This is a genomic window from Escherichia sp. WS2035 (genome assembly GCF_046487065.1).
In the GTDB taxonomy this organism is placed as follows: Bacteria; Pseudomonadota; Gammaproteobacteria; order Enterobacterales; family Enterobacteriaceae; genus Escherichia; species Escherichia coli.
The window spans coordinates 95,879-122,409 of the sequence record NZ_JBJQKD010000007.1 but is presented as its reverse complement, the minus strand read 5'-3'; the positions used below and the strand labels follow the sequence as shown (position 1 = coordinate 122,409).

General features: G+C 50.8%; 20 protein-coding genes, 1 tRNA gene and 1 pseudogene. 6 read left to right on the top strand and 16 right to left on the bottom strand.

Annotated elements, in window-relative coordinates; translation table 11 throughout:
- Positions 1-28 precede the first annotated feature (28 nt).
- Both adhE and ACJHX4_RS13575 read left to right on the top strand, forming a co-directional pair.
- Positions 29-2,704, top strand: a complete 2,676-nt coding sequence (gene adhE / locus ACJHX4_RS13580; protein ID WP_000301660.1) for a bifunctional acetaldehyde-CoA/alcohol dehydrogenase — start codon at positions 29-31, stop codon at positions 2,702-2,704.
- A 124-nt stretch (positions 2,705-2,828) separates the two neighbouring features.
- Positions 2,829-3,876, top strand: a pseudogene (locus ACJHX4_RS13575) (IS4 family transposase).
- Between the two features lie 285 nt (positions 3,877-4,161).
- On the opposite strand, the gene tdk reads toward ACJHX4_RS13575, so the two are convergent.
- Positions 4,162-4,779, bottom strand: a complete 618-nt coding sequence (gene tdk / locus ACJHX4_RS13570) for a thymidine kinase (RefSeq protein WP_000068069.1) — start codon at positions 4,777-4,779, stop codon at positions 4,162-4,164.
- A gap of 603 nt (positions 4,780-5,382) precedes the next feature.
- Between tdk and hns the strand changes: the two genes are divergently transcribed.
- On the top strand, positions 5,383-5,796 hold the full coding sequence (gene hns, locus ACJHX4_RS13565; RefSeq protein WP_001287378.1) for a histone-like nucleoid-structuring protein H-NS: 414 nt from the start codon (positions 5,383-5,385) through the stop codon (positions 5,794-5,796).
- Between the two features lie 144 nt (positions 5,797-5,940).
- Here the strand turns inward: hns and galU are convergent, their stop codons facing one another.
- From galU to rssA, 3 genes are all read right to left on the bottom strand, one after another.
- Positions 5,941-6,849 carry a UTP--glucose-1-phosphate uridylyltransferase GalU gene (galU, locus tag ACJHX4_RS13560; RefSeq protein WP_000718995.1) on the bottom strand — a complete coding sequence of 303 codons (909 nt, stop codon included), beginning with the start codon at positions 6,847-6,849 and terminating at the stop codon, positions 5,941-5,943.
- A 201-nt stretch (positions 6,850-7,050) separates the two neighbouring features.
- Positions 7,051-8,064, bottom strand: coding sequence for a two-component system response regulator RssB (gene rssB, locus ACJHX4_RS13555; RefSeq protein WP_000193451.1), 1,014 nt, complete (start codon positions 8,062-8,064; stop codon positions 7,051-7,053).
- A 91-nt stretch (positions 8,065-8,155) separates the two neighbouring features.
- Positions 8,156-9,061, bottom strand: coding sequence for a patatin-like phospholipase RssA (rssA, locus tag ACJHX4_RS13550; RefSeq protein WP_001226476.1), 906 nt, complete (start codon positions 9,059-9,061; stop codon positions 8,156-8,158).
- Between the two features lie 112 nt (positions 9,062-9,173).
- On the opposite strand from rssA, the gene ACJHX4_RS13545 reads away from it, so the two are divergent.
- The 3 genes from ACJHX4_RS13545 to ACJHX4_RS13535 all read left to right on the top strand — a co-directional run bounded on the left by ACJHX4_RS13545 (position 9,174) and on the right by ACJHX4_RS13535 (position 10,768).
- Positions 9,174-9,632 carry a YchJ family protein gene (locus ACJHX4_RS13545; RefSeq protein ID WP_001311640.1) on the top strand — a complete coding sequence of 153 codons (459 nt, stop codon included), beginning with the start codon at positions 9,174-9,176 and terminating at the stop codon, positions 9,630-9,632.
- 49 nt (positions 9,633-9,681) lie between these two features.
- Complete coding sequence (gene purU, locus ACJHX4_RS13540; RefSeq protein WP_000555842.1) at positions 9,682-10,524, top strand: formyltetrahydrofolate deformylase; 843 nt, start codon at positions 9,682-9,684, stop codon at positions 10,522-10,524.
- 159 nt (positions 10,525-10,683) lie between these two features.
- A tRNA-Tyr gene (locus ACJHX4_RS13535) sits at positions 10,684-10,768 on the top strand.
- A 16-nt stretch (positions 10,769-10,784) separates the two neighbouring features.
- Here the strand turns inward: ACJHX4_RS13535 and ACJHX4_RS13530 are convergent.
- The 12 genes from ACJHX4_RS13530 to narK all read right to left on the bottom strand — a co-directional run bounded on the left by ACJHX4_RS13530 (position 10,785) and on the right by narK (position 26,272).
- The gene (locus ACJHX4_RS13530; protein ID WP_001048211.1) at positions 10,785-11,876 is read right to left on the bottom strand and encodes a fatty acid desaturase family protein; all 1,092 of its coding nucleotides are present in this window, start codon (positions 11,874-11,876) and stop codon (positions 10,785-10,787) included.
- On the bottom strand, positions 11,863-12,987 hold the full coding sequence (locus ACJHX4_RS13525) for a sterol desaturase family protein (protein WP_001281627.1): 1,125 nt from the start codon (positions 12,985-12,987) through the stop codon (positions 11,863-11,865). Before ACJHX4_RS13525 ends, ACJHX4_RS13530 begins: the two co-directional genes overlap by 14 nt.
- Positions 12,980-13,582: a phosphatase PAP2 family protein gene (locus ACJHX4_RS13520; protein ID WP_001296008.1), complete on the bottom strand. Its 603-nt coding sequence runs from the start codon at positions 13,580-13,582 to the stop codon at positions 12,980-12,982. The genes ACJHX4_RS13525 and ACJHX4_RS13520 overlap by 8 nt, the downstream gene beginning before the upstream one ends.
- The gene (locus ACJHX4_RS13515) at positions 13,579-14,865 is read right to left on the bottom strand and encodes a F390 synthetase-related protein (protein ID WP_000612537.1); all 1,287 of its coding nucleotides are present in this window, start codon (positions 14,863-14,865) and stop codon (positions 13,579-13,581) included. The genes ACJHX4_RS13520 and ACJHX4_RS13515 overlap by 4 nt, the downstream gene beginning before the upstream one ends.
- Positions 14,862-15,668 carry an MBL fold metallo-hydrolase gene (locus ACJHX4_RS13510; RefSeq protein ID WP_001074140.1) on the bottom strand — a complete coding sequence of 269 codons (807 nt, stop codon included), beginning with the start codon at positions 15,666-15,668 and terminating at the stop codon, positions 14,862-14,864. The genes ACJHX4_RS13515 and ACJHX4_RS13510 overlap by 4 nt, the downstream gene beginning before the upstream one ends.
- Entirely contained in the window at positions 15,646-16,662 is a 1,017-nt protein-coding gene (locus tag ACJHX4_RS13505; RefSeq protein ID WP_001531634.1) for an NAD-dependent epimerase/dehydratase family protein, read from the bottom strand. Before ACJHX4_RS13505 ends, ACJHX4_RS13510 begins: the two co-directional genes overlap by 23 nt.
- Entirely contained in the window at positions 16,659-17,666 is a 1,008-nt protein-coding gene (locus tag ACJHX4_RS13500; protein ID WP_001296007.1) for a 3-oxoacyl-[acyl-carrier-protein] synthase III C-terminal domain-containing protein, read from the bottom strand. The genes ACJHX4_RS13505 and ACJHX4_RS13500 overlap by 4 nt, the downstream gene beginning before the upstream one ends.
- A 159-nt stretch (positions 17,667-17,825) precedes the next feature.
- Complete coding sequence (narI, locus tag ACJHX4_RS13495) at positions 17,826-18,503, bottom strand: respiratory nitrate reductase subunit gamma (protein WP_001160110.1); 678 nt, start codon at positions 18,501-18,503, stop codon at positions 17,826-17,828.
- Positions 18,503-19,213, bottom strand: coding sequence for a nitrate reductase molybdenum cofactor assembly chaperone (gene narJ / locus ACJHX4_RS13490; protein ID WP_000571681.1), 711 nt, complete (start codon positions 19,211-19,213; stop codon positions 18,503-18,505). The genes narI and narJ overlap by 1 nt, the downstream gene beginning before the upstream one ends.
- Positions 19,210-20,748: a nitrate reductase subunit beta gene (narH, locus tag ACJHX4_RS13485; protein WP_000702647.1), complete on the bottom strand. Its 1,539-nt coding sequence runs from the start codon at positions 20,746-20,748 to the stop codon at positions 19,210-19,212. Before narH ends, narJ begins: the two co-directional genes overlap by 4 nt.
- The gene (locus ACJHX4_RS13480; RefSeq protein WP_000032955.1) at positions 20,745-24,488 is read right to left on the bottom strand and encodes a nitrate reductase subunit alpha; all 3,744 of its coding nucleotides are present in this window, start codon (positions 24,486-24,488) and stop codon (positions 20,745-20,747) included. The genes narH and ACJHX4_RS13480 overlap by 4 nt, the downstream gene beginning before the upstream one ends.
- A gap of 392 nt (positions 24,489-24,880) precedes the next feature.
- Positions 24,881-26,272 carry a nitrate transporter NarK gene (narK, locus tag ACJHX4_RS13475; protein ID WP_000019827.1) on the bottom strand — a complete coding sequence of 464 codons (1,392 nt, stop codon included), beginning with the start codon at positions 26,270-26,272 and terminating at the stop codon, positions 24,881-24,883.
- Positions 26,273-26,531: the final 259 nt, after the last annotated feature.

The window sequence follows — 26,531 nt, the reverse complement described above, 5'->3', positions numbered from 1 at the left end:
AAAAGTTTAACATTATCAGGAGAGCATTATGGCTGTTACTAATGTCGCTGAACTTAACGCACTCGTAGAGCGTGTAAAAAAAGCCCAGCGTGAATATGCCAGTTTCACTCAAGAGCAAGTAGACAAAATCTTCCGCGCCGCCGCTCTGGCTGCTGCAGATGCTCGAATCCCACTCGCGAAAATGGCCGTTGCCGAATCCGGCATGGGTATCGTCGAAGATAAAGTGATCAAAAACCACTTTGCTTCTGAATATATCTACAACGCCTATAAAGATGAAAAAACCTGTGGTGTTCTGTCTGAAGACGACACTTTTGGTACCATTACTATCGCTGAACCCATCGGTATTATTTGCGGCATCGTTCCGACCACTAACCCGACTTCAACTGCTATCTTCAAATCACTGATCAGCCTGAAGACCCGTAACGCCATTATCTTCTCCCCGCACCCGCGTGCAAAAGATGCAACCAACAAAGCGGCTGATATCGTTCTGCAGGCTGCTATCGCTGCCGGTGCTCCGAAAGATCTGATCGGCTGGATCGATCAACCTTCTGTTGAGCTGTCTAACGCACTGATGCACCACCCAGACATCAACCTGATCCTCGCGACTGGTGGTCCGGGCATGGTTAAAGCCGCATACAGCTCCGGTAAACCAGCTATCGGCGTAGGCGCGGGCAACACTCCAGTTGTTATCGATGAAACTGCTGATATCAAACGTGCAGTTGCATCTGTACTGATGTCCAAAACCTTCGACAACGGCGTAATCTGTGCTTCTGAACAGTCTGTTGTTGTTGTTGACTCTGTTTATGACGCAGTACGTGAACGTTTCGCAACCCACGGTGGCTATCTGTTGCAGGGTAAAGAGCTGAAAGCTGTTCAGGACGTTATCCTGAAAAACGGTGCGCTGAACGCGGCTATCGTTGGTCAGCCAGCCTATAAAATTGCTGAACTGGCAGGCTTCTCTGTACCAGAAAACACCAAGATTCTGATCGGTGAAGTAACCGTTGTTGATGAAAGCGAACCGTTCGCACATGAAAAACTGTCCCCGACTTTGGCAATGTACCGTGCTAAGGATTTCGAAGACGCGGTAGAAAAAGCAGAAAAACTGGTTGCTATGGGCGGTATCGGTCATACCTCTTGCCTGTACACTGACCAGGATAACCAACCGGCTCGCGTTTCTTACTTCGGTCAGAAAATGAAAACGGCTCGTATCCTGATTAACACCCCGGCTTCTCAGGGTGGTATCGGTGACCTGTATAACTTCAAACTCGCACCTTCCCTGACTCTGGGTTGTGGTTCCTGGGGTGGTAACTCCATCTCTGAAAACGTTGGTCCGAAACACCTGATCAACAAGAAAACCGTTGCTAAGCGAGCTGAAAACATGTTGTGGCACAAACTTCCGAAATCTATCTACTTCCGCCGTGGCTCCCTGCCAATCGCGCTGGATGAAGTGATTACTGATGGCCACAAACGTGCGCTCATCGTGACTGACCGCTTCCTGTTCAACAATGGCTATGCTGATCAGATCACTTCCGTATTGAAAGCAGCAGGCGTTGAAACTGAAGTCTTCTTCGAAGTAGAAGCTGACCCGACCCTGAGCATCGTTCGTAAAGGTGCAGAACTGGCAAACTCCTTCAAACCAGACGTGATTATCGCGCTGGGTGGTGGTTCCCCGATGGACGCTGCGAAGATCATGTGGGTTATGTACGAACATCCGGAAACTCACTTCGAAGAACTGGCGCTGCGCTTTATGGATATCCGTAAACGTATCTACAAGTTCCCGAAAATGGGTGTGAAAGCGAAAATGATCGCTGTCACCACCACTTCTGGTACAGGTTCTGAAGTCACTCCGTTTGCGGTTGTAACTGACGATACTACTGGTCAGAAATATCCGCTGGCAGACTATGCACTGACCCCGGATATGGCGATTGTCGACGCCAACCTTGTTATGGACATGCCGAAGTCCCTGTGTGCTTTCGGTGGTCTGGACGCAGTAACTCACGCCATGGAAGCTTATGTTTCTGTACTGGCATCTGAGTTCTCTGATGGTCAGGCTCTGCAGGCACTGAAACTACTGAAAGAATATCTGCCAGCGTCCTACCACGAAGGGTCTAAAAATCCGGTAGCGCGTGAACGTGTTCACAGTGCAGCGACTATCGCGGGTATCGCGTTTGCGAACGCCTTCCTGGGTGTATGTCACTCAATGGCGCACAAACTGGGTTCCCAGTTCCATATTCCGCACGGTCTGGCAAACGCCCTGCTGATTTGTAACGTTATTCGCTACAACGCGAATGACAACCCGACCAAGCAGACTGCATTCAGCCAGTATGACCGTCCGCAGGCTCGCCGTCGTTATGCTGAAATTGCTGACCACCTGGGTCTGAGCGCACCGGGCGACCGTACTGCTGCTAAGATCGAGAAACTGCTGGCATGGCTGGAAACACTGAAAGCTGAACTGGGTATTCCGAAATCTATCCGTGAAGCTGGCGTTCAGGAAGCAGACTTCCTGGCGAACGTGGATAAACTGTCTGAAGATGCATTCGATGACCAGTGCACCGGCGCTAACCCGCGTTACCCGCTGATCTCCGAGCTGAAACAGATTCTGCTGGATACTTACTACGGTCGTGATTATGTAGAAGGCGAAACTGCAGCGAAGAAAGAAGCCGCTCCGGCTAAAGCTGAGAAAAAAGCGAAAAAATCCGCTTAATCAGTAGCGCTGTCTGGCAACATAACGGCCCCTTCTGGGGTAATGCCAGTCAGTTAAGGATCAGTTGACCGATCCAGTGGCTGTGTAAGAATCCGGAAACGCTCACTCGTTTCCGGATTTTTTTATGCTCATTGGACAGGCCCTTGATTTGGTATCCCGTTACGATTCTCTGCGTAACCCACTGACTTCTCTGGGGGATTACCTCGACCCCGAACTCATCTCTCGTTGCCTTGCCGAATCAGGTACTGTAACGCTACGCAAGCGCCGTCTTCCCCTCGAAATGATGGTCTGGTGTATTGTTGGCATGGCGCTTGAGCGTAAAGAACCTCTTCACCAGATTGTGAATCGCCTGGATATCATGCTGCCGGGCAATCGCCCCTTCGTTGCCCCCAGTGCCGTTATTCAGACCCGCCAGCGTCTGGGAATTGAGGCTGTCCGCCGCGTGTTCACGAAAACAGCGCAGCTCTGGCATAACACCACGCCGCATCCGCACTGGTGCGGCCTGACCCTGCTGGCCATCGATGGTGTGTTCTGGCGCACACCGGATACACCAGAGAACGATGCAGCCTTCCCCCGCCAGACACATGCCGGGAACCCGGCGCTCTACCTGCAGGTCAAAATGGTCTGCCAGATGGAACTGACCAGCCATCTGCTGACGGCTGCAGCCTTCGGCACGATGAAGAACAGCGAAAATGAGCTTGCTGAGCAACTTATAGAACAAACCGGCGATAACACCCTGACGTTAATGGATAAAGGTTATTACTCACTGGGACTGTTAAATACCTGGAGCCTGGCGGGAGAACACCGCCACTGGATGATCCCTCTCAGAAAGGGAGCGCAATATGAAGAGATCAGAAAACTGGGTAAAGGCGATCATCTGGTGAAGCTGAACACCAGCCCGCAGGCACGAAAAAAGTGGCCGGGACTGGGAAATGAGGTGACAGTCCGCCTGCTGACCGTGACGCGCAAAGGAAAAGTCTGCCATCTGCTGACGTCGATGACGGACGCCATGCGCTTCCCCGGGACGTATACCGGAGCTGATGCGCGATCTTGCAAGTATGGGACAACTAGTGAAATTACCGACAAGAAGAGAAAGGGCCTTCCCGAGAGTGATAAAGGAGAGGCCCTGGAAATACTCCACAGCCCCGAAAAAGAGCCAGTCAGTTGCTTAACTGACTGGCATTACCCCTTCTGGGGCCGTTTTTTATTTTCCCAAAGCAACTTTTCCATAAACCGGCAGCATTGTCCTTCATCATATTTGCGACGATGTATAACGCCTACACACAGCGATATTGTACTTTACAGGTTACAAGTCAATGTCGGTGTATAAGCGCTCTGTGAGGCGTATAACGGCGTTAAAAAACTGCCGAGAAGGGTGTATAGCCCGGAAGAAGTGCGTAAAACGAACTGACAGGGATAAAAGCGCCCTGCTCACCCTGTCAGTAAAGAAATTCTTATTAATCGTGGCGATGCCTTTCCTGAATAGCCGTTAATGAGCCGACTTCTAACGCCTCTTTATAGTGTTTACGGCATACAGAAACGTAGCGTTCATTACCACCAATAACCACCTGCTCACCTTCGTTATAAGGTCTGCCTGCTTGATCAAGACGCAGCACCATGCTTGCTTTACGGCCACAAAAACAGATGGTTTTTAATTCAACCAGTTTGTCGGACCATGCCAGTAAGTATTGACTGCCAATAAATAATTCACCTCGAAAATCGGTACGTAGACCATAACAAAGTACGGGTATATCGAGTTGATCGACAACCTCCGATAATTCATATGCTTGTTGTCTGGTTAAAAACTGGCATTCATCAACCAGTACGCAATGAATTGCCTGCTGTTCATGTTCCGCACGAATCTCATCAAATAATGATGAATTTTGGTTAAATAATTTTGCAGGTGATGACAAACCTATACGCGAACTGACTTTCCCGGCACCAAAGCGATCATCAATTTCTGCCGTATATACGACAGTGCGCATGCCGCGTTCCTGGTAATTGTATGAAGATTGCAACAATGCTGTAGACTTACCCGCATTCATTGCGGAATAGTAGAAATATAGCTGTGCCATCAGCCACAGGCCCTCAATGATATGAAATAAAGTTGGCTGGAGTTTATCATAATTCGTCAGTTTTTCAGCTCAACAGTATGCACAGAAGTGGTATATGCGTTCTCCCTTACGAAGCCTTGCATAATCCTTCTGAGCTATCATTACAACTGCCTCGCTTGTTATAAGCGGGTAAATGACTGCCGGTAACTATTCACAATCTTTAACCTGTTGCGCATGTAATAGCCCTCTGTTGACCTCCAGGAGATAGTGCAATACTAAGTCCCTGCTCTTATTGCGACTGTTCTACTTTTCATCATTCGCTTAATAGGGAATTCTCGTAAACACGACTAATACAGAAGACTGAAAGGTCGTCAGCCTACGATTATCTCCCCATAAAATGTGACATGAATCAGGAAGTTTTAACCTCACGTGCTGCGAAATCATCGGTGCAAATAGGGCTATATGCCGCGTCTTTTCTGGCTAATTTTATGAAAAGATATTTATTGGCGGCACAAAATAAAGAACAATTTTGAATTCCTTACATTCCTGGCTATTGCACAACTGAATTTAAGGCTCTATTATTACCTCAACAAACCACCCCAATATAAGTTTGAGATTACTACAATGAGCGAAGCACTTAAAATTCTGAACAACATCCGTACTCTTCGTGCGCAGGCAAGAGAATGTACACTTGAAACGCTGGAAGAAATGCTGGAAAAATTAGAAGTTGTTGTTAACGAACGTCGCGAAGAAGAAAGCGCGGCTGCTGCTGAAGTTGAAGAGCGCACTCGTAAACTGCAGCAATATCGCGAAATGCTGATCGCTGACGGTATTGACCCGAACGAACTGCTGAATAGCCTTGCTGCCGTTAAATCTGGCACCAAAGCTAAGCGTGCTCAGCGTCCGGCAAAATATAGCTACGTTGACGAAAACGGCGAAACTAAAACCTGGACTGGCCAGGGCCGTACTCCAGCTGTAATCAAAAAAGCAATGGATGAGCAAGGTAAATCCCTCGACGATTTCCTGATCAAGCAATAATCTTTTGTAGATTGCACATGCTAAAAATCCCGCCATCGGCGGGATTTTTTATTGTCCGGTTTAAGACAATTTAATAAGAATAAGCTATAAAAAAAACGGCGTCGATTGCTCAACACCGTTTCGTGGAAAACACCGATACGGATGTTACTTCTTAATGCCCATCTCTTCTTCAAGCCAGGCTTTAAATTCCGTGCCAAGGGTGTTATGACGAATACCGTATTCAACGAAGGCCTGCATGTAACCTAATTTATTACCGCAGTCATGGCTCTTCCCTTTCATATGATAGGCTTCAACCGTTTCTTTTTCGATCAGCATATCAATTGCGTCGGTGAGCTGAATTTCATCACCAGCTCCAGGAGGGGTTTTTGCCAGCAACGGCCAAATATCCGCGCTAAGTACGTAACGACCCACAATAGCGAGATTAGACGGCGCAACATCCGCTTTTGGTTTTTCAACCACGCCAACCATCGGTACGCTTTCACCCGGCGCTAATTCAACGCCTTTGCAATCCACAACGCCATATGCGGTCACATCAGCAACCGGTTCAACCATGATCTGGCTATGACCCGTTTCATCAAAGCGGCGGATCATCTCTGCCAGGTTATCCTGTGATAAATCGGATTCATATTCATCCAGAATAACGTCAGGCAAAATAACAGCCACAGGTTCATCACCCACTACCGGGTGAGCACACAATACCGCGTGTCCCAGGCCTTTCGCCAGCCCCTGACGAACTTGCATAATAGTCACGTGCGGCGGACAAATAGACTGCACTTCATCAAGCAGTTGACGTTTTACACGTTTTTCCAGCATTGCTTCCAGTTCAAAACTGGTATCAAAGTGGTTTTCAATAGAGTTTTTAGATGAGTGAGTAACCAGCACAATTTCAGTAATGCCAGCCGCAATACATTCATTCACGACGTATTGAATTAATGGCTTATCGACAAGTGGCAGCATCTCTTTCGGGATGGCTTTCGTCGCCGGCAACATCCTGGTTCCTAATCCCGCTACGGGGATAACGGCTTTTTTGACTTTCGTATTAATGGCAGCCATTTAAATTCTCCTGGACTGTTCGTGTTTTGAACGTGTTCATATTTCTGTATCGCATCCCAGTATATCAGCACCCCGAAGGGGCTAAGTTCTGAAAAGGAGGCGAGTTAGCATAATTAAGACAATTACTTATACGAATAGCGACGATAGTACCACCAGCCGACATTAGCAGGTAATGCAAATTTAGCCCGTGTTATCGTTTGCTCATTCTGCAGACAACATCAAGCGCAGCCGACCACCGGTTCCCCATATTTGGCATTGCCAGGCATCGCATCGCTGGCTCAATTGATTCAAATAAGCGTTACCTAAAGTGCCTAACGGAACACCATTACTGATTTGCACCTGATGTTCGCCGGTATTTAACGTCGCATTCAGACCCGCAGAAACCAGAATGAGATTTTTCAGTTCGCGATGATAATAGCCAACTAATAGCGGAAACTGCCCCGGCAGATTGGCCTGACGGAGTAAATGGTTTACCTGCTTCAATAACGCGCCCAACTCTGGCAACCGTTGATTTTGGTGTGCAAGCTGTTCCTGTAATAATCCGTTAAACAATGCGCGTAATAACAAGGCAGCAAGTACGCCATTATGTCCAGCTCGGGTGACATCAAGGCAATAAAATGCCAGATCGTTTTCCGAAAGTGCGGCAATATCAAGCACCAGGCCGGGTTTGTCCGCGGCAACTAATTGACGATAATTAACCCGGCATTGGGAAATCACCTGCTGAACCGGCGGTTGTAGTTCCTGTAATAATTTCGCCGCTGCAGCAGGGTTATCAACCATTGCATCCCAGTCGCGAAAAAGCCTTTCCTCTTCCTCAACGCGGGAATTAAACATGCTGGGATAGAGACAGGCAAAAACCATCTCGCGCAAGCGATTCAGATCTTTAACCGGTTTCAGCAAAACATCTTCAACGCCCAGACGTAACGCTTTGGCAATATCTGCCATATTTTCAGTGGCAGATATCACCAGAACTGGTGTCTGGTCACCTCTGTTGCGTATATGTTCCAGCAGTTTAAGCCCGTTCATTCGTGGCATCGCGATATCACATATCATCAGGTCTGGAGTGAAACCTCCCAGCAACTCAAGGGCATCCACCCCATCAGCCGCCAGTACCGTTGTCGCTCCCAATGAGGAAAACCACGAATCCAGAAGCGAGCGAAATACCTGCTCATCTTCAACAATGAGAATCTGTTTTCCGACCAATGGCTGCGTCATGTTCTCTCCCCTGACTGGCTTTACTCAATAGTGGCATGCTATTGCCACCTACGCCTGTCAGAATTAACTTAAGTGTAGATAAAAATTCTGGTCAAATGTTGGTGCGTACCAACGGCAAAAGTTCGTCCATTTTCTTTTCCACTGCCAGCTGTCCGGCCGCAATGGCAGCGTGCGCGCGATGGAAATCAAGCGTAGATATTTGCGGGCAAACAGGTTGAATCAGAATATCGGGCGGATCACCTGCCATGCGGTTCCTTTTAAGGCGGTTCTCCAGCACCTGGATAGAAGTGGTCATAATCTCTGTTGCCGTTGGCGCTGTCACCGCCCGACGTGTCGTTATGCTGCCTAACCTTTCTTTCAGACGCGCATGCCACGGCAGAGAATCACCATTCTCGCTATTTTCTTCACTGACATTAAAGGAGAGCAAATCTTGTTGCATCAAATGAGCATCGTGCTGCAGGTCGACCGCTATCACAATATCAGCCCCCAATGCACGCGTGAGGGAAATAGGAATTGGGTTAACTACAGCGCCATCAACCAGCCAGTAGCCGTTATGCGCAACGGGTGCCATTAGTCCTGGAATACTGCATGATGCACGAATAGCAAGATGGAGATCGCCTTCAGTAAACCATAATTCACGCCCAGTACTTAAATTGGTGGCAACAGCCGCGAAGCGACGGGAACAATTTTCGATCTCTGTTTCCGGCATTATTTCGCGATATTGATTGAAGACACGCTCGCCGCGCAGTAACCCACCGCGCTGCCAGGAGAGATCCATCAGGCGTAAAACATCCCAATAACTGAAAGAGGTCACCCAATCTTCCAGCGCAGATAATCGATCGCATGCATAGGCAGCGCCCACCAGCGAACCAATTGAACATCCTGCAACGATATCAATTTCAATACCCACTTTTTTTAGCGCATTAATTACGCCAATATGCGACCAACCTCTTGCCGCGCCAGATCCCAGCGCCAGCCCTATTTTTATCTTTCTCATTATTCCCGCAAGATTCCCCTGGAATGCAATCGTAGCCACATCGCTACTGCTCGGTTAACATAGTGCTACTCAGGCGGTTAATACGCCGTTATTGTTTCCAGGGAGATTATTTGTGTCTCAGCTTTGTCCCTGTGGTAGTGCTGTCGAGTATAGCCTATGTTGCCACCCTTATGTGTCTGGTGAAAAGGTTGCACCTGATCCAGAACATCTCATGCGTTCGCGTTACTGCGCTTTTGTGATGCAAGACGCAGATTATTTAATAAAGACCTGGCATCCATCTTGTGGAGCAGCGGCGTTACGTGCCGAATTGATTGCCGGATTTGCGCATACTGAATGGTTGGGATTGACCGTATTTGAACATTGCTGGCAGGACGGCGGCGATATCGGATTTGTCAGTTTTGTTGCTCGATTTACCGAGGGTGGCAAAACAGGTGCAATAATTGAACGTTCGCGATTTTTGAAAGAAAACGGTCAATGGTACTATATTGACGGTACACGTCCGCAGTTTGGCCGCAACGATCCCTGCCCTTGTGGTTCAGGTAAAAAATTTAAAAAGTGCTGCGGCCAATAATGGTTGACGGTACGGTTTAGCAAACACTCTCAACAAGGTTTTTCCAGCAATGCATTCACTCCAACGTAAAGTTCTGCGTACTATTTGTCCGGACCAAAAAGGTCTGATCGCACGTATTACCAATATTTGCTACAAGCACGAGTTAAATATCGTGCAGAACAATGAATTTGTAGATCATCGTACCGGGCGCTTTTTTATGCGCACGGAACTGGAAGGGATTTTTAATGATTCCACCCTGCTGGCAGATCTCGATAGCGCATTGCCAGAAGGCTCCGTGCGTGAGCTGAATCCTGCCGGTCGTCGCCGGATAGTGATTCTGGTCACTAAAGAAGCACATTGCCTTGGCGATTTGCTGATGAAAGCCAATTACGGCGGCCTGGATGTCGAAATCGCGGCAGTTATTGGTAACCACGATAATTTACGTTCTCTGGTTGAGCGTTTTGATATTCCGTTTGAGCTGGTAAGCCATGAAGGGTTAAGCCGCAACGAGCACGATCAAAAGATGGCGGATGCCATTGATGCTTATCAACCTGACTATGTGGTGCTGGCGAAGTATATGCGGGTATTAACGCCGGAATTTGTGGCTCGCTTCCCGAATAAGATCATCAATATTCACCATTCCTTCCTGCCAGCGTTTATCGGCGCACGTCCTTATCACCAGGCCTATGAGCGTGGCGTGAAGATTATTGGCGCAACCGCTCACTATGTGAATGACAATCTGGACGAAGGTCCAATCATCATGCAGGACGTTATTCATGTCGATCATACCTACACAGCTGAAGATATGATGCGCGCAGGTCGTGACGTCGAGAAAAACGTCTTAAGTCGTGCGCTATACAAAGTACTGGCGCAGCGCGTCTTTGTTTACGGTAATCGGACGATTATTCTTTAATCGTCAGCCAAAATAACTGGTTAGCTTTAATCCGTTACGGATGAAAATCACGCAACCAGTTCATTTTTCTCAACGTAACACTTTACAGCGGCGCGTCATTTGATATGATGCGCCCCGCTTCCCGATAAGGGAGCAGGCCAGTAAAAAGCATTACCCCGTGGTGGGGTTCCCGAGCGGCCAAAGGGAGCAGACTGTAAATCTGCCGTCATCGACTTCGAAGGTTCGAATCCTTCCCCCACCACCATCACTCGATTCCATTATCAAACCTTCGGCTTCTCCCCCATTCGCCGTAAAAACTGCTGCTGTAGCCTCAACAAATCCGCTAACGTCAACAACTGATAATCCAGACCTTGCTGGCTGGCAATTTGCGCAATAATGCGGCTTAGCGCCGAATAATGGCGATGATGCCAGTGAGGAAACAGATGATGGGTAAGGTGCAGATTAATCCCACCCAGCCAGTAGCCAAGCCATGCAGGTTGCGGCGTCCAATCAAAGGTGGTAGCAAAGGTATGCGCCAGTCTGCCCACGGGCATTTTGCCCTCTTCTGGTGGTAACTGCGTATGTCCCTTCGCCCAGTGCGTTCCAATAATCAACGTCACAAAAATCAATGACGCCAGCAGCTGGCTGAGCAGATAAGTCAGCAGGATGGTCATAAAACTAAAATCAGACAAAAGCCAGGGAATTATCAGACACAGCGCACAATGCGCCAGTTTCCCGGCTAAGAAATATCCCCAGCCAGCAAAGCCTCGCAGGGCCAGATGTCGCGTGACCGGCGTAAACCCTGCGCGATCGAGCCAGTCCACTACCCAGATATACCAGGGAAAGGTGAGCGCGGCGACCAGTGGCCAATAGCGATGTTGCTGGCGCATAAAAGGTCGCCACCGTTGCCACGGCGTCTGGCGAAGAATGCCATTTTCTGCTGTATCTGGATCGTAAAATTCAATATTGGTAAAACCGTGATGAAAGCGAACGTGGCGCACCCGCCAGCAGTCCGGATCTAGCCCCATAGGAAAAGCAACCCACCGGTTAAGCCGGGCATTGGTCTTTTTACCACGCAAAAACGCATCATGCGAAGCGTCATGCACCACATTGACCGCTAACAACATGGCGCAAAACATCATCGCGAGATACCACAACAGATACAGTCCCCATTGACGTTGAAATAACGCCAGTAAGTAACAGGAGAAACAAGCAATAATCAACACCGCCATTTTGACGAATGCCCATCCGTCGGCATACCGATGATCGCCTGATTTCGCCAGATAAACTTTCGTACCGCTTTGCAGTTGTTTCACCAGTTGTGGATCATCGGCAGGAAAAGTGATTAACCTGTCGGGATTAAACAGGTTCATACTGTTTCCTTAGCGATTTACGTCCTACGCCGATTACAAATAACAGGCAATGGGCCAGCAGAATACCCACTAATCCCTTCCAGAGCAGAGTACTCCATGAACACATATAGACAATAAAATAGAGCAGTGACAACGTCACAGAGCACCACAAAATCATCCCCCAATGCTGCCCGTCGCTCATGCCCCCCAGCGCAACGGAGCCTGCCGCCAGCAGAACAAATAATACGGCTTGCTCGCTGGTAATAAACTCAATGCCATAGCCATATTGTTGAATGTAGCCAAGCACCAGCATAAACAGCAGGATCACCCCTGCCCCTACCGCCCATGGAGAACTCTGGTAGCGACCTTCAATCGCTTTGCCAAATGAGCAAAAGCCCATTAAGCGTAAAAATGGCAGATTACTCTCGCGCATCGGGTTACAGGACAAGCGACTATTTTTTACGCCGTAGCCTACGTCGTATTCCGGCCCGGCACTATACGAACCGAAAAGTTTATCCCACAACAAAAAGGTGCCACCGTAATTGGTATCGGCATATTGCTTTTGATTCAGATGATGGACGCGATGATGCGAAGGCGTGATCAGCACTTTTTCCAGCCAGCCCAGTTTCGGCGTTAGTGCGTTATGGTTAAAAAATTGCCAACTATAGTGAATAATAGAAACCGCCAAAAAGACCTGTAACGGCACACCAAGCATCGCCAGCAGCATAAAAAACGGGATTGAGGTTAACGAGGAGTACCACGAGTTCCGCACGCCTAATGACAGGTTGTAGTGTTCCCCCTGATGATGCACCACATGTACCGCCCACAGCGGGCGCATTTCGTGATGCCAGCGATGTAGCCAGTAAAAGCCGAAATCCCACGCCAGGATAGTAAACAACCACAGCAGGATCACCGGCACATTATCAAACAGTCCAAGGCTGAAGTGATTGACCACCAGGCCATAGCAGAGCACTTCCAGGCAGCGAAATAACCACAGCATCATATGACCGGAGTTGATATTAAAAATAACGTCCAGCCAGTCCACTTTTTGCCGCCCGGTGAATTGCAACACGCCCGCTTCGGCTAACACCAACAGCACCATCGATATGATGGGGAATAATAAATCACTCATATTGTGTCTTCCTTTTCTCGCATGTTGCGCATATCCAACCGCAAATCGACGCCAGCAACGCGCCGCCTACTAAATCGATAAATAAATGTCTGCGTAATTGCAGAATCGAAAAGGCGATTGCTATCGCCCAGACCACGCTCATTAGCGTCAGCCAACGGTTCCCCTTTTTAGCAATCGCCCATACCGCCAACAGCGTTAGCGCGGCGTGTAAGGAGGGAAAACAGTTCTGGCTTGAGTCAATGGCGATCAGCCTGTTGAGTGCGCCCGCGGATATCCCCATCTGATCAAACGAGGGATAATGCATGGTTGTGGGCCAGAGAAGATAAAATACGCCAGCCACCAGTGCGGAAATTTGCATTGAACGGGCCAGCCAGCGCAGGTGGCAAAGTGGCGTGGATAAATAACCTAACGGCACAATGAAAAAAAACGAGAGATACAGCCACACAGCGGAGGGGGAAAACGCAATCAAATTATCAATTATTGACGGTGTTAATTGATATCCCTCACCTTGCAGGTAGTCGCTAAAGTTGTAGATAACCCCAACAGTTCCCCAGCCCAGCAGCATCTGTTTCAGGCGTAGCAGTGAATTGCTCATTCCCGCCCCCACTGACGCACAATGCGCCGCCGCTTGGCTGTAAAAGAGACTGGCACAGTTTGCAGTTCCAGCGACCAAATTAATTGCCCGACAGCGATATCCTGGCGTATAAACAAGGCATTCAACGCCTCCCGGCAATGCTCCAGCATCCACAGCTCGCAATCGGCGATTAACGTCAATTGTGCTGACCCGGTTTGTAGCAGGCGATAATCGACTGTTAGCGGCAGTGTCATTGCCAGCACACGACTACAGGCATCGGCAAAAACGGTCTGAATATCGCCGGATCTTGTTGGTAGTTGCAGTTGGTCATCCTGCCGCCCTTCGATACGCGCAATCGCCATTGTTGCACTGCCACAGGGGCATGGCTGTTCGCTTGCCACCAGCACATCATCCAGTCGATAACGCACTATCGGCTGTGTGGTGCGGGTAAAGTCTGTGACGATCGGCACGAAACGGTGCTCATCCAGCCATTGCGGTTCAATGTGAACAAACTCTTCGTTGAGATGTAACGTTCCACACCGGCAGGTGGAAGCGAGAAAGCCTTCTGTCGCCTGATAAATTTCCCCCACATTGTGGAACACGTTGCGCAGTAATTCCCGATCCTGCGGCTCCAGAACTTCCGCCACCGAAATCACTTTTTTGACCTTTAGCGTCAATTCGCCGGCCATCACCTCCAGCGCCAGTGCGCGTAATACCTGAGCTGGCGCGACAATAATCGTGGGCGCTCGCTGTTGGAGAAGTTTGAGTTGCGCCTGAAATGGCGCTAGCAGATCGTAAAAATCGAGACTTAACCAGCGATTATTCACGCTTTGATACAGGTTGTTGTCCGCGCGCAGAAACAGCGCCACCCGCTCTTTGGCAAATAAATCATCGGGCAACACTTTTGCCAGCACACCGGCGGCCCACATCTGTTGCTCGTGCGGGCTAACAACAAAAAGTCCACGACGCCCGGATGTACCTGATGAAAGCCCAACGCTGAACTTACCAACGCAGGGTTTGAAATCACGACTCTGCTCACTGCGCATTGCACAATCGAGAAGTTCGTCGCGCTTTAAACCTGCGGTATTCATCTCATCGAAGTGCGTCATCATTAACGCTTTATCCATCATTGGCCACTGATTAAAGGGCAACGTCAGATAACGCTGAAACCACGGGCTATGAGATAAGACATTTTGCCGGAACTGATGCAGCCTTTTTGCCTGCCAGTTTTCCAGTGCCTCGCGATCGGTGAAATGCAGCCTGCGGGTACGGAAGTAGCGCCAGATCAACATCAACGGGATCATAAATCCCCCTCATGGCACAAACGAATCTCCACCACACCGTTTTGCCAAAGCTGATGGAGTTGCCCAAGCGTGTGGTAGTAGGCGTGGCTGTCGGACATAACCAGATGCGCCAGTGGTGAAGGCCCTCGCAGCTCCCGGTAGTTAGCTGGCGCCCATGCCGCATCGCCAGCCAGTAAAGTCCAGCCGTTGTCGGTTAACACAAACGCGCCAATATGTCCGGCAGCATGTCCTGGAAGCGGCACGAGAATAATTTCGCCATTGCTTTCTGGCAGCAAATAGCCGCACTCAAACGGTGCCAGTTGCGCGGGCAAATTCACCGATGCGAAACTTTCAATAAAGCGCAGTGAGGAGTCAAAATTCTCCGGGATTAGCCCTGGCACAAAGGCCTGGCGCAGCGCAGTGACACCACGCAGAGTTCTTACTTGCCGCCAGCCTTCACCAGAACAGATGCAGGAAACATCAGGGAAATCACGCAGGCCAGCAATATGATCAGCGTGAAAATGCGACAGAATAATCGCATCAACATCTTTCGCTGCGAGGCCGGTGGCAGAAAGTTGTCGCACCAGCGCCTGTTGCGGATCGAAATAAACCGGCGTGACCTGGCGATAAAGACGAAACACACCAGATTGCGTGTAGTGTTCGAACCACGATGAATAGCCTGTGTCCCACAGCCACCGTTTGTCGCCCACCTCCAGCAGCCAGGCGCGGGCGGGGAATTTGCACACTTTCAGCCCTGCCCCTTTCAGCGCAATACAGCTAATATGGGTACACCAGCCCGTTTCAAATGCGGTTATTTTTGCCATGTTCCCTCAGCCATTGTCCCGTGATTGCAATACCTTGTTCCATCGAAAAGCGTGGGCGATATCCCAGCTCTGTAATGGCCTTTTGCGCACTCAGCGTCATATCGAAACAGAGTGTTCCGGCGCTGTATCGTGTGATAACAGGTTCCTGATTAACGCACTTCCCATACAGTTCCAGGCCACGCGCGATCAGAGAAAGCAGCGACCAGGGAACAGCAGCAATGCGGTAACTCAAGCCCAGTTGCTGGTGCAGCAAGGCGTCAAGCATCACCGATAGCTGCTGCGGCTGGTGATTGCTGATGTTGTAAATACTGCCCGAGCGTAAGCCTTCAACGTTCGTTGCCAGCCGCATGGCATACACCACGTTTTGCACGAACGTGAGATCCAATAACGCGTCGCCCCCGCGCGGCAAACGTAAGCAACCGCCGCCCTGTTGCAATTGCTGCATCAGACGAGGAACAATTACCTGGTCATGGGGGCCAAACAAACCACGGGGACGCAAAAGAATAAATCTCGTGGCAGAATATCGAGAAACAGCGCCAGCAATAACCTGCTCAGCGGCATATTTACTGCTGGCATAATGGCTGGAGAATGCTCGCGCAAGATAAGTTTCTGGCAGGTCATAGTGATGTTGAAAATCAAAGTAAACCGCAGGCGTGGAGATATGGATAAACCGGGGAATATTCAGCCTGCCTGCCGCCTGTGCCAGAGTGTGGGTCACTTTGACATTGGCAAGCCAGAACGCCGTTTTGTCGCCCCAGGGCGAGGACTTTGCCGCACAGTGCCAGACGGCATCGCAGCCGTCCATCAGGCGGGCGCAGTCATCCTCGGTTGCCTCGGTTAAATCGAGAGCCACAAACTGTGCGCCTGCGTTTGTCAGGCTTCTGCCAACCTCACAATTTCGCCCTGTTGCCACAACCGACTCACCCGATTGCAACAAATATTGCACGGCATTTCGCCCAAGGCCGCTGGTCGCCCCTGTTACGAGGATCTTCACGGTAAAAGCACCATGCCAGCCAGCGTTAGTCCCGCTGCCGTGCCAATCAACATTACAGGTTTATCCGCTGTGAAACGACCGCTAATCACTGCTTCATGCAGCGCCGTGGGGATAGAGGCCGCGACCTGATTGCCGTAAAAACGATACACATCGATGAGCGCAGATTCCGGCACTCGCAGCCGTTTACGCATATGTTCAAGGGAAAGATGACTGGCCTGATGCGGAACGACCGTGCCGATATCAGACAGTTGCAGGCTGCTTTTTTGCAGCAACCGAGAAAAATAATCTTCAATAAGCGAAGAAGCAAAACGAAACAGCGGTTTCCCCTGCATATGAAAAAGAAAGTCGCTATCACTCACACCAGAGCGAGGATTACGCCGCGTACCGCCAGCACGAATTTCACACAGTTCGCTGCCTTCGGGATACATTTCGATCAGGCTAGCGATAATCCCGCTGCGCCCATCGCCCCGCTCAACAATCGCGCACGCCGCGCCATCACCAAAAATTAATGAAGACTCTTCATGATCCCAGTCGATACCGCGTGAAGCAATATCTGCCGAAACGATGGCAATGCGTCGATATGCTCCACAGTTTAATAATCCGGCAGCGACTTCAAGAGCGGAAATAAAGCTCACACAGCTACTGTTGATATCAAACCCGGCAACGCCTACGGGCATGGCTGCGGCTTTAAGAATATGAATTGCGCTACAGGGTAATGCCTGTACGGCAATGGCCGATGCACAAATTAGCAGATCAATATCAGAAGGATTTAAGGCTGCCGCTACTAACGCATTATGTAAAGCCTCTGCCGCCAGTTCGGCCTGGCTGGCGTCGTTGCGGGCAAAATAGCGCCAGCAAATACCGGAACGTCGCTCAACATAGCCAACTGGCTTATTTAACTGAACATCCAGTTGTTTAGAAGTGATTTGATCAGGGGGTAAGGCGATCCCCGTGGCGATTATTTTTAACGCCGCGGAGATCGTCGGTTGATTAGGTCGAGCCACGGTCAGTGCTCCTTCACTGCTCCATAGGTGGACCAATCATATAGATGAAGTACGTTTCCCTACAATCCGAAAAATCGGCAGTGTGTAACCGCCGATGTTTGGTTTAGATAATGTTTGGTTTAGATAATGTTTGGTTTAGATAATGTTTGGTTTAGATAATTAGTGACGAGCGCGCACCAGCTGATACTTACGCGTCAGATACTCCACCGGGACACTCCAGATGTGTACCAGACGCGAGAACGGGAACAGCAGGAATAACGTCATCCCCAACACCAGGTGCAGACGGAAGATAAACGCCACGCCATCAAGATGTTGAGAAGCGCCACCGTGGAAGGTCACTACCGACTGCGCCCAGCCAACCAGTTTCATCATCTCGCTACCGTCCATATGCTGAGCAGAGAACGGAATGGTCAGCAGGCCCAGCGCGCACTGGATAACGAGCAGCGACAGGATCAGGATATCCGCTCCGGTAGTCGTTGCACGCACGCGTGGGCTGAACAGACGGCGTTTCAACAACAGCACGCCGCCAATCAGACACAGTACGCCGCTGGCACCACCAGCAAACATCGCCATTTTCTGCTTCACTTCAATCGGCAGCCAGGCTTCATACATCCAGTGCGGCGTCAGCATACCGAAGAAGTGACCGACAAAAATCCCCAGAATACCGATATGGAACAGGTTCGACGCCAGATTCATCCCTTTGCGATCCAGCATCTGGCTGGACGCCGCGCGCCAGGTATACTGCCCGTAGTCATAACGCAGCCAGCTACCAATCAGGAAGACCGCCCCGGCTATGTACGGGTAGATATCAAAGAAGAACATATTCAGGAATTGCATTAGTGCTGTCCTCCGGTGGTGATATTCAGATATTGCGGCGCGACGGCACCGGCAAAGCGACGCTGATGAGCAGTGATTGCTGAATCACCGCAGCCTTTGTCAGCAAAGAATTTAACCTGCTCTTCTTCCCAGACTGCATCCAGCGCCTGCGGCGTATCGTCGCGCGCTTCGTCGGCAATTTTTTCCGCCACTTTGTCGCTGTCGATTGCGGTATTCGCCAGTTTCAGCAGCAGATCAAACAGCACGGCATAACGGCTTTCACGCTGTTGCAGACGCGCACTCAGCAATGCCAGAATCGGCGCAATATCTTTCAAACCCTCCACGGCTTCGCTTTGCGGCAGCTGCGCCAGGTACTCCAGATACAGCGGCAGATGGTCGGGCAATTCGCGGCTGTTTAACTGCAAGCCGTGCTGCTCGTACTGCGCCAGCAGATCCACCATCGCCTGGCCGCGGTCACGGGATTCACCGTGAACATGTTCAAATAGCAACAGTGACGTGGCGCGGCCACGGTCGAACAGTTCGCTGTACTGCGCCTGGGCATCGAGCGGATCCATCGTCGTTAAATCGCGCAGGAAAATGCCCAGCGCATGGGCATCCTCTTTTGGCAGATTTTTCGACGCGGCAATCGCCTCAAACATCTCTTGTTGATGCTGCCATAAGGCAGCATCCGGATATTCAAGGAGACGCGATACAATCACGAGTTCGATCATGGGTGCGGCTCCGTTTTGCTGGTTACGTCGATGGCATCGATACGGCGGCTGTTGAACAGATTGAATTTGGTATCTGAACCGTGGCAGCCATCACCAAAGGTAAAGCCGCAGCCATTTTTCTCCGGGAAGGCTTCCCGCGCCAGTTCACGATGACTGCTCGGCACCACAAAGCGATCTTCGTAGTTGGCAATAGCCAGATAACGATACATCTCCTGTGCCTGGGCTTCGGTCAGACCGACCTCTTCCAGCGCACGGGTATCGACTTTACCGTCAACGGTTTCAGCACGTTTGTAATGACGCATCGCCAGCATACGTTTCAGCGCGCGCAGTACCGGTTTGGTATCACCGGCGGTCAGCAGATTCGCCAGATACTGTACCGGAATACGCAGGCTTTCGACGTCTGGCAGAATGCCGTTGCTGCCCAGTTCACCCGCGTCTGCCGCAGACTGAATCGGCGACAGAGGCGGCACGTACCAGACCATCGGCAATGTGCGATATTCCGGATGCAGCGGCAGCGCCAGTTTCCATTCCATCGCCATTTTATAAACTGGCGACTGCTGCGCAGCCTCAATAACGCTCAGCGGAATACCGTCTTTAATCGCCTGCTCGATGACTTTCGGATCGTTCGGATCGAGGAACACATCCAGCTGACGCTGGTAGAGATCTTTCTCGTTCTCGGTACTTGCCGCACGTTCAATCGCGTCGGCATCGTACAGCAGCACGCCAAGATAACGGATACGACCGACACAGGTTTCTGAACATATTGTCGGCTGGCCGGCTTCAATACGCGGATAGCAGAAGATGCACTTCTCAGACTTACCGCTCTTCCAGTTGAAGTAGATTTTTTTGTACGGGCATCCGGTGATGCACATACGCCAGCCACGGCATTTATCCTGGTCGATCAGGACGATGCCGTCTTCTTCACGCTTGTAAATCGCACCGCTCGGGCAGGTCGCCACACATGCCGGGTTCAGACAGTGTTCGCACAGGCGCGGCAAATACATCATGAAGGTGTTTTCGAACTGGCTATACATCGCCTTCTGGATGTTGTCGAAGTTCTTGTCTTTCGCCAGCTTGTCAAACTCACCGCCCAGGTCATCTTCCCAGTTCGGCCCTTTTTCGATTTTCGCCATCCGTTCGCCGGTAATCAGCGAACGCGGACGGGCAATCGGCTGTGATTTGCTGCCTTCCGGCGCGGTATGCAGGTTCTGATAATCAAAATCAAACGGCTCGTAATAATCGTCGATCCCCGGCAGATGCGGGTTAGCGAAGATTTTACCCAGCAGCATGGCACGGTTACCCATGCGCGGCTGCAGTTTGCCGTTGATTTTACGGATCCAGCCGCCTTTGTATTTTTCCTGGTTTTCCCAGTCAGTCGGGAAGCCCTGGCCCGGCTTGGTTTCCACGTTGTTGAACCACGCGTATTCCACGCCTTCACGGCTGGTCCAGACGTTTTTACAGGTCACTGAACAGGTGTGGCAGCCGATGCACTTATCGAGATTCAGCACCATGCCGACTTGTGAACGAATTTTCATTTTACGCTCTCCTGTACCTGGTCATTGCCTTCGCCATCTAACCAGTCAATGTTCTTCATCTTACGCACTACAACAAACTCATCGCGGTTAGAACCTACGGTGCCGTAGTAGTTAAAGCCATATGCCAGATGGGCATAGCCGCCGATCATATGCGTCGGTTTCGGCGTGATACGGGTGACCGAGTTATGGATACCACCACGCTGTTGGGTAATTTCCGAACCAGGCAGGTTAACGATACGTTCCTGCGCGTGGTACATCATGGTCATCCCTGCCGGAACACGCTGGCTGACAACCGCACGGGCAGTCAGTGCACCGTTGCTGTTGAAGACTTCAATCCAGTCGTTATCGGCGATACCCAGCTCTTTGGCATCGGCTTCACTCAGCCAGACCACCGGACCACCGCGACCTAAAGTCAGCATCAACAGGTTGTCGCTGTAGGTGGAGTGGATACCCCACTTCTGGTGTGGCGTCAGGAAGTTGAGCGCTTTTTCCGGGTTGCCATTGGATTTCTGGCCCATCACTTCTTTCACCGAACGGGTGTCGATCGGCGGACGATAAACCAGCAGGCTTTCACCGAAATCACGCATCCATTGGTGATCCTGATACAGCTGCTGACGGCCAGAGAGCGTACGCCACGGGATCAGCTCGTGAACGTTGGTGTAACCGGCGTTGTAAGAAACGTGTTCATCTTCAAGGCCAGACCATGTCGGGCTGGAGATGATTTTGCGCGGCTGTGCCTGAATATCGCGGAAGCGAATCTTCTCGTCTTCTTTATTCAGCGCCAGATGCGTATGGTCACGGCCGGTAAACTCGCTCAGGGCAGCCCAGGCTTTTACAGCTACCTGACCGTTGGTTTCCGGTGCCAGCGTCAGGATCATCTCTGCCGCATCAATTGCGGTATTGAGCATCGGCTGACCTTTTGCCGGACCTTCCGCTTTTGTGTAGTTGAGCTTACGCAGCAGATCCATCTCGCTCTGGGTGTTCCAGGCAATCCCTTTACCGCCGTTACCGATTTTCTCCATCAGCGGGCCGATAGAGGTAAAGCGTTCGTAAGTTGCCGGATAATCGCGCTCTACGACCATAATGTGCGGTGCGGTTTTACCTGGGATCAGGTCGCATTCGCCTTTTTTCCAGTCTTTCACATCCAGCGGTTGCGCCAGTTCAGCGGCAGAGTCGTGCTGGATAGGCAGCGTGACGATGTCAGTTTCTTTACCCAGATGACCAACGCACACTTCGGAGAATTTCTTCGCGATGGCTTTGTAGATTTCCCAGTCGCTTTTCGCTTCCCAGGCCGGATCGACCGCCGCAGACAGCGGGTGAATAAACGGATGCATATCCGAAGTATTCATGTCGTCTTTTTCGTACCAGGTCGCCGTCGGCAAAATGATGTCGGAATAGAGACAGGTGCTCGACAGACGGAAGTCCAGCGTCACCACCAGATCCAGCTTGCCTTCCAGACCGTTGTCCTGCCAGTCCACTTCTTCCGGCTTCACGCCGCCCTGCTGCCCCAGGTCTTTGCCCTGGATACCGTGCTCCGTCCCCAGCAGGTACTTGAGCATAAACTCATGACCTTTACCGGAAGAACCGAGCAGGTTAGAACGCCAGATGAACAGGTTACGCGGGTGGTTTTTACCGTTTTCCGGCTGTTCCGCAGCGAAACGGATAGAACCCTCTTTCAGGGATTTCACCGTATAGTCCACCGGATTCATCCCGGCTTTTTCTGCTTCGCGAGCGATAGTCAGCGGGTTAGTGCCTAACTGCGGCGCAGACGGCAGCCAGCCCATGCGTTCTGCACGGACGTTAAAGTCGATCAAGTGTCCGGTATAGCGAGATTTATCCGCCATCGGCGACAGCAGTTCTTCCGCAGTCACGGTTTCATAACGCCACTGGCTGGAGTGGTTATAGAAATAAGAGGTACTGTTCATGTGACGCGCCGGACGCTGCCAGTCGAGGGCAAACGCCAGCGGCTGCCAGCCGGTTTGCGGACGCAGTTTTTCCTGACCTACATAGTGCGCCCAGCCGCCCCCGCTCTGACCGACACAACCGCAGAAAATCAGCATGTTGATCAGACCACGATAGTTCATGTCCAGGTGATACCAGTGGTTCAGCCCTGCGCCGACGATAATCATCGAACGACCGTGCGTTTTATCAGCGTTATCGGCAAATTCACGGGCGATGCGAATAATCTGGCTGCGAGAAACGCCGGTAATCTGCTCTGCCCAGGCAGGGGTGTAAGCTTTCACATCGTCATAGCTGGTTGCACAGTTAACGTCGTTCAGGCCACGTTCCAGACCGTAGTTTGCCAGCGTCAGATCATAAACGGTGGTCACCAGGGCGGTGCTGCCATCAGCCAGTTGCAGGCGTTTCACCGGCAGCTTATGCAGCAGCACGTTTTCCAGTTCCACTTTGTTGAAGTGTTCCGTGCCATCGCCACCAAAGTACGGGAAGCCCACCTCAGCGATCTCATCCTGGCTACCCAGCAGGCTCAGTTGCAGCTCGGTTTCTTCGCCAGTTTTGCCGTCGCGCTGCTCAAGATTCCATTTGCCCTTCTCGCCCCAGCGGAAGCCAATAGAACCGTTCGGCGCAACCATTTCACCATTGGTATTAAAGGCGACAGTTTTCCATTCCGGATTGTTTTCCTGGCCCAGTGCATCCACCAGATCAGCAGCGCGCAGCATACGACCCGCAGCGTAGTAACCGTCGCGCTCTTCCAGCATCACCAGCATCGGCATGTCGGTGTAGCGGCGCACATAGTCGGTGAAATACTGGCTTGGGTTGTCGAGGTGGAATTCACGCAGCATTACGTGACCCATTGCCAGCGCCATTGCCGCATCGGTGCCCTGTTTCGGTGCCAGCCACAGATCGCACAGTTTGGCGATTTCAGCGTAGTCTGGTGTGACGGCAACAGTTTTGGTCCCTTTGTAACGCACTTCAGTAAAGAAGTGAGCATCCGGGGTACGCGTCTGCGGCACGTTTGAACCCCAGGCGATGATGTAGCTGGAGTTGTACCAGTCAGCAGATTCCGGTACGTCAGTTTGCTCACCCCAGGTTTGCGGAGACGCAGGAGGCAGGTCGCAGTACCAGTCGTAGAAGCTTAAGCAAGTACCGCCAATCAGCGAGAGATAGCGCGCACCCGATGCGTAAGAAACCATCGACATTGCCGGAATTGGCGAGAAGCCAGCGACACGGTCCGGGCCGTAATTTTTGATGGTGTAAACGTTAGATGCGGCGATCAGTTCGTTCACTTCCTGCCAGGAAGAACGAACAAAACCACCGCGTCCACGCGCCTGCTTAAAGCTTTTCGCTTTATCGGCGTCTTCAATGATAGAAGCCCATGCCTCAACCGGATCGCTATGCAGCGCCTTCGCTTCACGCCACATTTTCATCAGGCGTTTGCGCATCATCGGGTATTTCAGGCGGTTAGCGCTGTAAAGATACCAGGAGTAGCTGGCACCGCGCGGGCAGCCGCGAGGTTCATGGTTTGGCAGGTCCGGGCGAGTACGCGGATAGTCAGTCTGCTGGGTTTCCCAGGTGACCAGACCGTTTTTGACGTAGATTTTCCAGCTGCAGGAGCCGGTGCAGTTTACCCCGTGGGTAGAGCGGACGATTTTGTCATGCTGCCAACGCTGGCGATATCCATCCTCCCAGTCACGGTTGGTATTGAGAAGCTGGCCATGCCCATCGGCAAAGGTTTCACCCTTCTGTTTGAAGTAGCGAAACCGGTCCAGGAATTTACTCATCGGTTTTCTCCTGTGGGAGCCTGTCGGCCCTCTGATAAATCGACATTGCTAATGTTTAAGGGCAAGGTAACGCTCTGAAACAGCGTGGGAATTGATAACGATCAAGAGTGATGGGGATGAAAAATAAAGTAAATTCCTGGAATACCCCTTTAGGATAATTAACATTTATAGCATAACAGACTGTAAATTAAGACGTTTTACACCTGTGGTTATTTAAACCATTAAGATTTTTATGCAGATGGGTATTAAGGAGTATTCCCCATGGGTAACATATTAATGACTCTTAATGAAATCCAGCGAAATAAGCCATACAACATTAGTATGTTGTAACTAAATGACGCATAAAAAAAGCGCGACATCATGCCGCGCAAAGGATAATCAAATATTACGATTTATTTTTTAGAATGCCGACCATATACCGCCCAGGTAATCACCACGCAGGCGATATAGAAAATCAAAAATACTTTCATTGCGCCGACTGGCGAACCCGTTAATGCCAGCGAGCTACCAAACGCTTTCGGGATAAAGAAGCCACCAATCGCGCCAATCGCAGAGATGAAACCCAGCGCCGCCGCCGTGTCGGTTGCCGCTTCACGCATCGCACGTTCGTCAGAACCCCCTTCTGCTTTCACGCGATCCATTGTCAGTTTACGGAAGATCACGGAAATCATCTGGAAAGTGGAACCACTACCCAGCCCAGCGGTCAGGAACAGCGCAAGGAAGACTGCGAAGAACGCCATGAAGCTTCCGCCCTGTCCGTCAGTCGGTAAGGTCAGGAACAGCAGGCCGCTGAAAATCGCCATCAGGATAAAGTTCACCAGCGTGACACGAGTTCCGCCCAGACGGTCAGATAATGCACCACCTGCAGAACGCGCCAGCGCACCAATAAACGGCCCGAAGAAAGCGTATTGCAGAATCTGAACATCCGGGAACTGCGTTTTTGACAGCATCGCAAAGCCCGCGGAGAAGCCGATGAAGGAGCCGAAGGTTGCCAGATACAGAAGGCTCATAATCCACAGATGACCCCGTTTGAGTACCGGCAACTGCTCCTTGATGGAGGCTTTCGAGGTAGCAAGATCGTTCATGCCAAACCACGCCGCAATGGTGAAGATGGCAAGGAACGGCACCCATATCCAGGACGCATTCGCCAGATACAGCTCAGTCCCATCCGGCTGTTTGACGCCCTGGCTACCAAATACTGCGAAAATCGACAGTGATACCACCAGCGGAGCAACCAACTGCATGACGCTGACGCCCATGTTGCCCAGACCACCATTCAGACCCAGCGCGCCACCCTGCTTCTGTTTCGGAAAGAAGAAGCTGATGTTTGCCATACTGGATGCGAAGTTCGCGCCAGCAAAGCCGCACAGCAGAGAAATGATGATGAAGACGCTATAAGGCGTGGAGGTATCCTGCACGGCAAAACCCAGCCAGACGCAAGGAATAATCAGAATACCGGTGCTGAACGCCGTCCAGCGACGACCACCAAAGATAGGAACCATAAAGGAGTATGGAACACGTAATAACGCGCCAGAAACCGAAGGCAGCGCAGTCAACATAAATAGCTGATCGGTCGTAAAATTAAAACCGACTTTCGGTAAGTTCACCGCAACAGCGCTGAACAACATCCATACGCAAAACGCCAGCAACAGACAGGGAACGGAAATCCACAGGTTGCGGCTGGCAATACGTTGACCGCGTTGTTGCCAGAACGCAGGATCTTCCGGTCGCCAATCTGTAATGACAGCTCCAGTAGCCCTTTCGGGGGCGGATGAGTGACTCATAGACACCTCTGATACTCGTTTCGATGTCTGCCACCTTAGTGTCTGTAGCTAAAGGCAATTTGATGTAAATCAAACGATAAGATAACTTTATCTATCATTGATATTTATCATTATCCATAGTGAGTACAGTGATTTCATAAAAATTATGAGATTTTTCACGGTACTGTAAAATCCCTACCCTTACCGATGTAAAGCGACTAACCACACGGCAAATAAGGAGTAACTCTTTCCGGGTATGGGTATACTTCAGCCAATAGCC

Bases quoted from the DNA above. Each gene is read 5' to 3' on its own strand.
- adhE (WP_000301660.1), top strand. From the start codon at position 29: ATGGCTGTTACTAATGTCGCTGAACTTAACGCACTCGTAGAGCGTGTA.
- tdk (WP_000068069.1), bottom strand. From the start codon at position 4,779: ATGGCACAGCTATATTTCTACTATTCCGCAATGAATGCGGGTAAGTCT.
- hns (WP_001287378.1), top strand. From the start codon at position 5,383: ATGAGCGAAGCACTTAAAATTCTGAACAACATCCGTACTCTTCGTGCG.
- galU (WP_000718995.1), bottom strand. From the start codon at position 6,849: ATGGCTGCCATTAATACGAAAGTCAAAAAAGCCGTTATCCCCGTAGCG.
- rssB (WP_000193451.1), bottom strand. From the start codon at position 8,064: ATGACGCAGCCATTGGTCGGAAAACAGATTCTCATTGTTGAAGATGAG.
- rssA (WP_001226476.1), bottom strand. From the start codon at position 9,061: ATGAGAAAGATAAAAATAGGGCTGGCGCTGGGATCTGGCGCGGCAAGA.
- purU (WP_000555842.1), top strand. From the start codon at position 9,682: ATGCATTCACTCCAACGTAAAGTTCTGCGTACTATTTGTCCGGACCAA.
- ACJHX4_RS13530 (WP_001048211.1), bottom strand. From the start codon at position 11,876: ATGAACCTGTTTAATCCCGACAGGTTAATCACTTTTCCTGCCGATGAT.
- ACJHX4_RS13525 (WP_001281627.1), bottom strand. From the start codon at position 12,987: ATGAGTGATTTATTATTCCCCATCATATCGATGGTGCTGTTGGTGTTA.
- ACJHX4_RS13520 (WP_001296008.1), bottom strand. From the start codon at position 13,582: ATGAGCAATTCACTGCTACGCCTGAAACAGATGCTGCTGGGCTGGGGA.
- ACJHX4_RS13515 (WP_000612537.1), bottom strand. From the start codon at position 14,865: ATGATCCCGTTGATGTTGATCTGGCGCTACTTCCGTACCCGCAGGCTG.
- ACJHX4_RS13510 (WP_001074140.1), bottom strand. From the start codon at position 15,668: ATGGCAAAAATAACCGCATTTGAAACGGGCTGGTGTACCCATATTAGC.
- narI (WP_001160110.1), bottom strand. From the start codon at position 18,503: ATGCAATTCCTGAATATGTTCTTCTTTGATATCTACCCGTACATAGCC.
- narJ (WP_000571681.1), bottom strand. From the start codon at position 19,213: ATGATCGAACTCGTGATTGTATCGCGTCTCCTTGAATATCCGGATGCT.
- narH (WP_000702647.1), bottom strand. From the start codon at position 20,748: ATGAAAATTCGTTCACAAGTCGGCATGGTGCTGAATCTCGATAAGTGC.
- ACJHX4_RS13480 (WP_000032955.1), bottom strand. From the start codon at position 24,488: ATGAGTAAATTCCTGGACCGGTTTCGCTACTTCAAACAGAAGGGTGAA.
- narK (WP_000019827.1), bottom strand. From the start codon at position 26,272: ATGAGTCACTCATCCGCCCCCGAAAGGGCTACTGGAGCTGTCATTACA.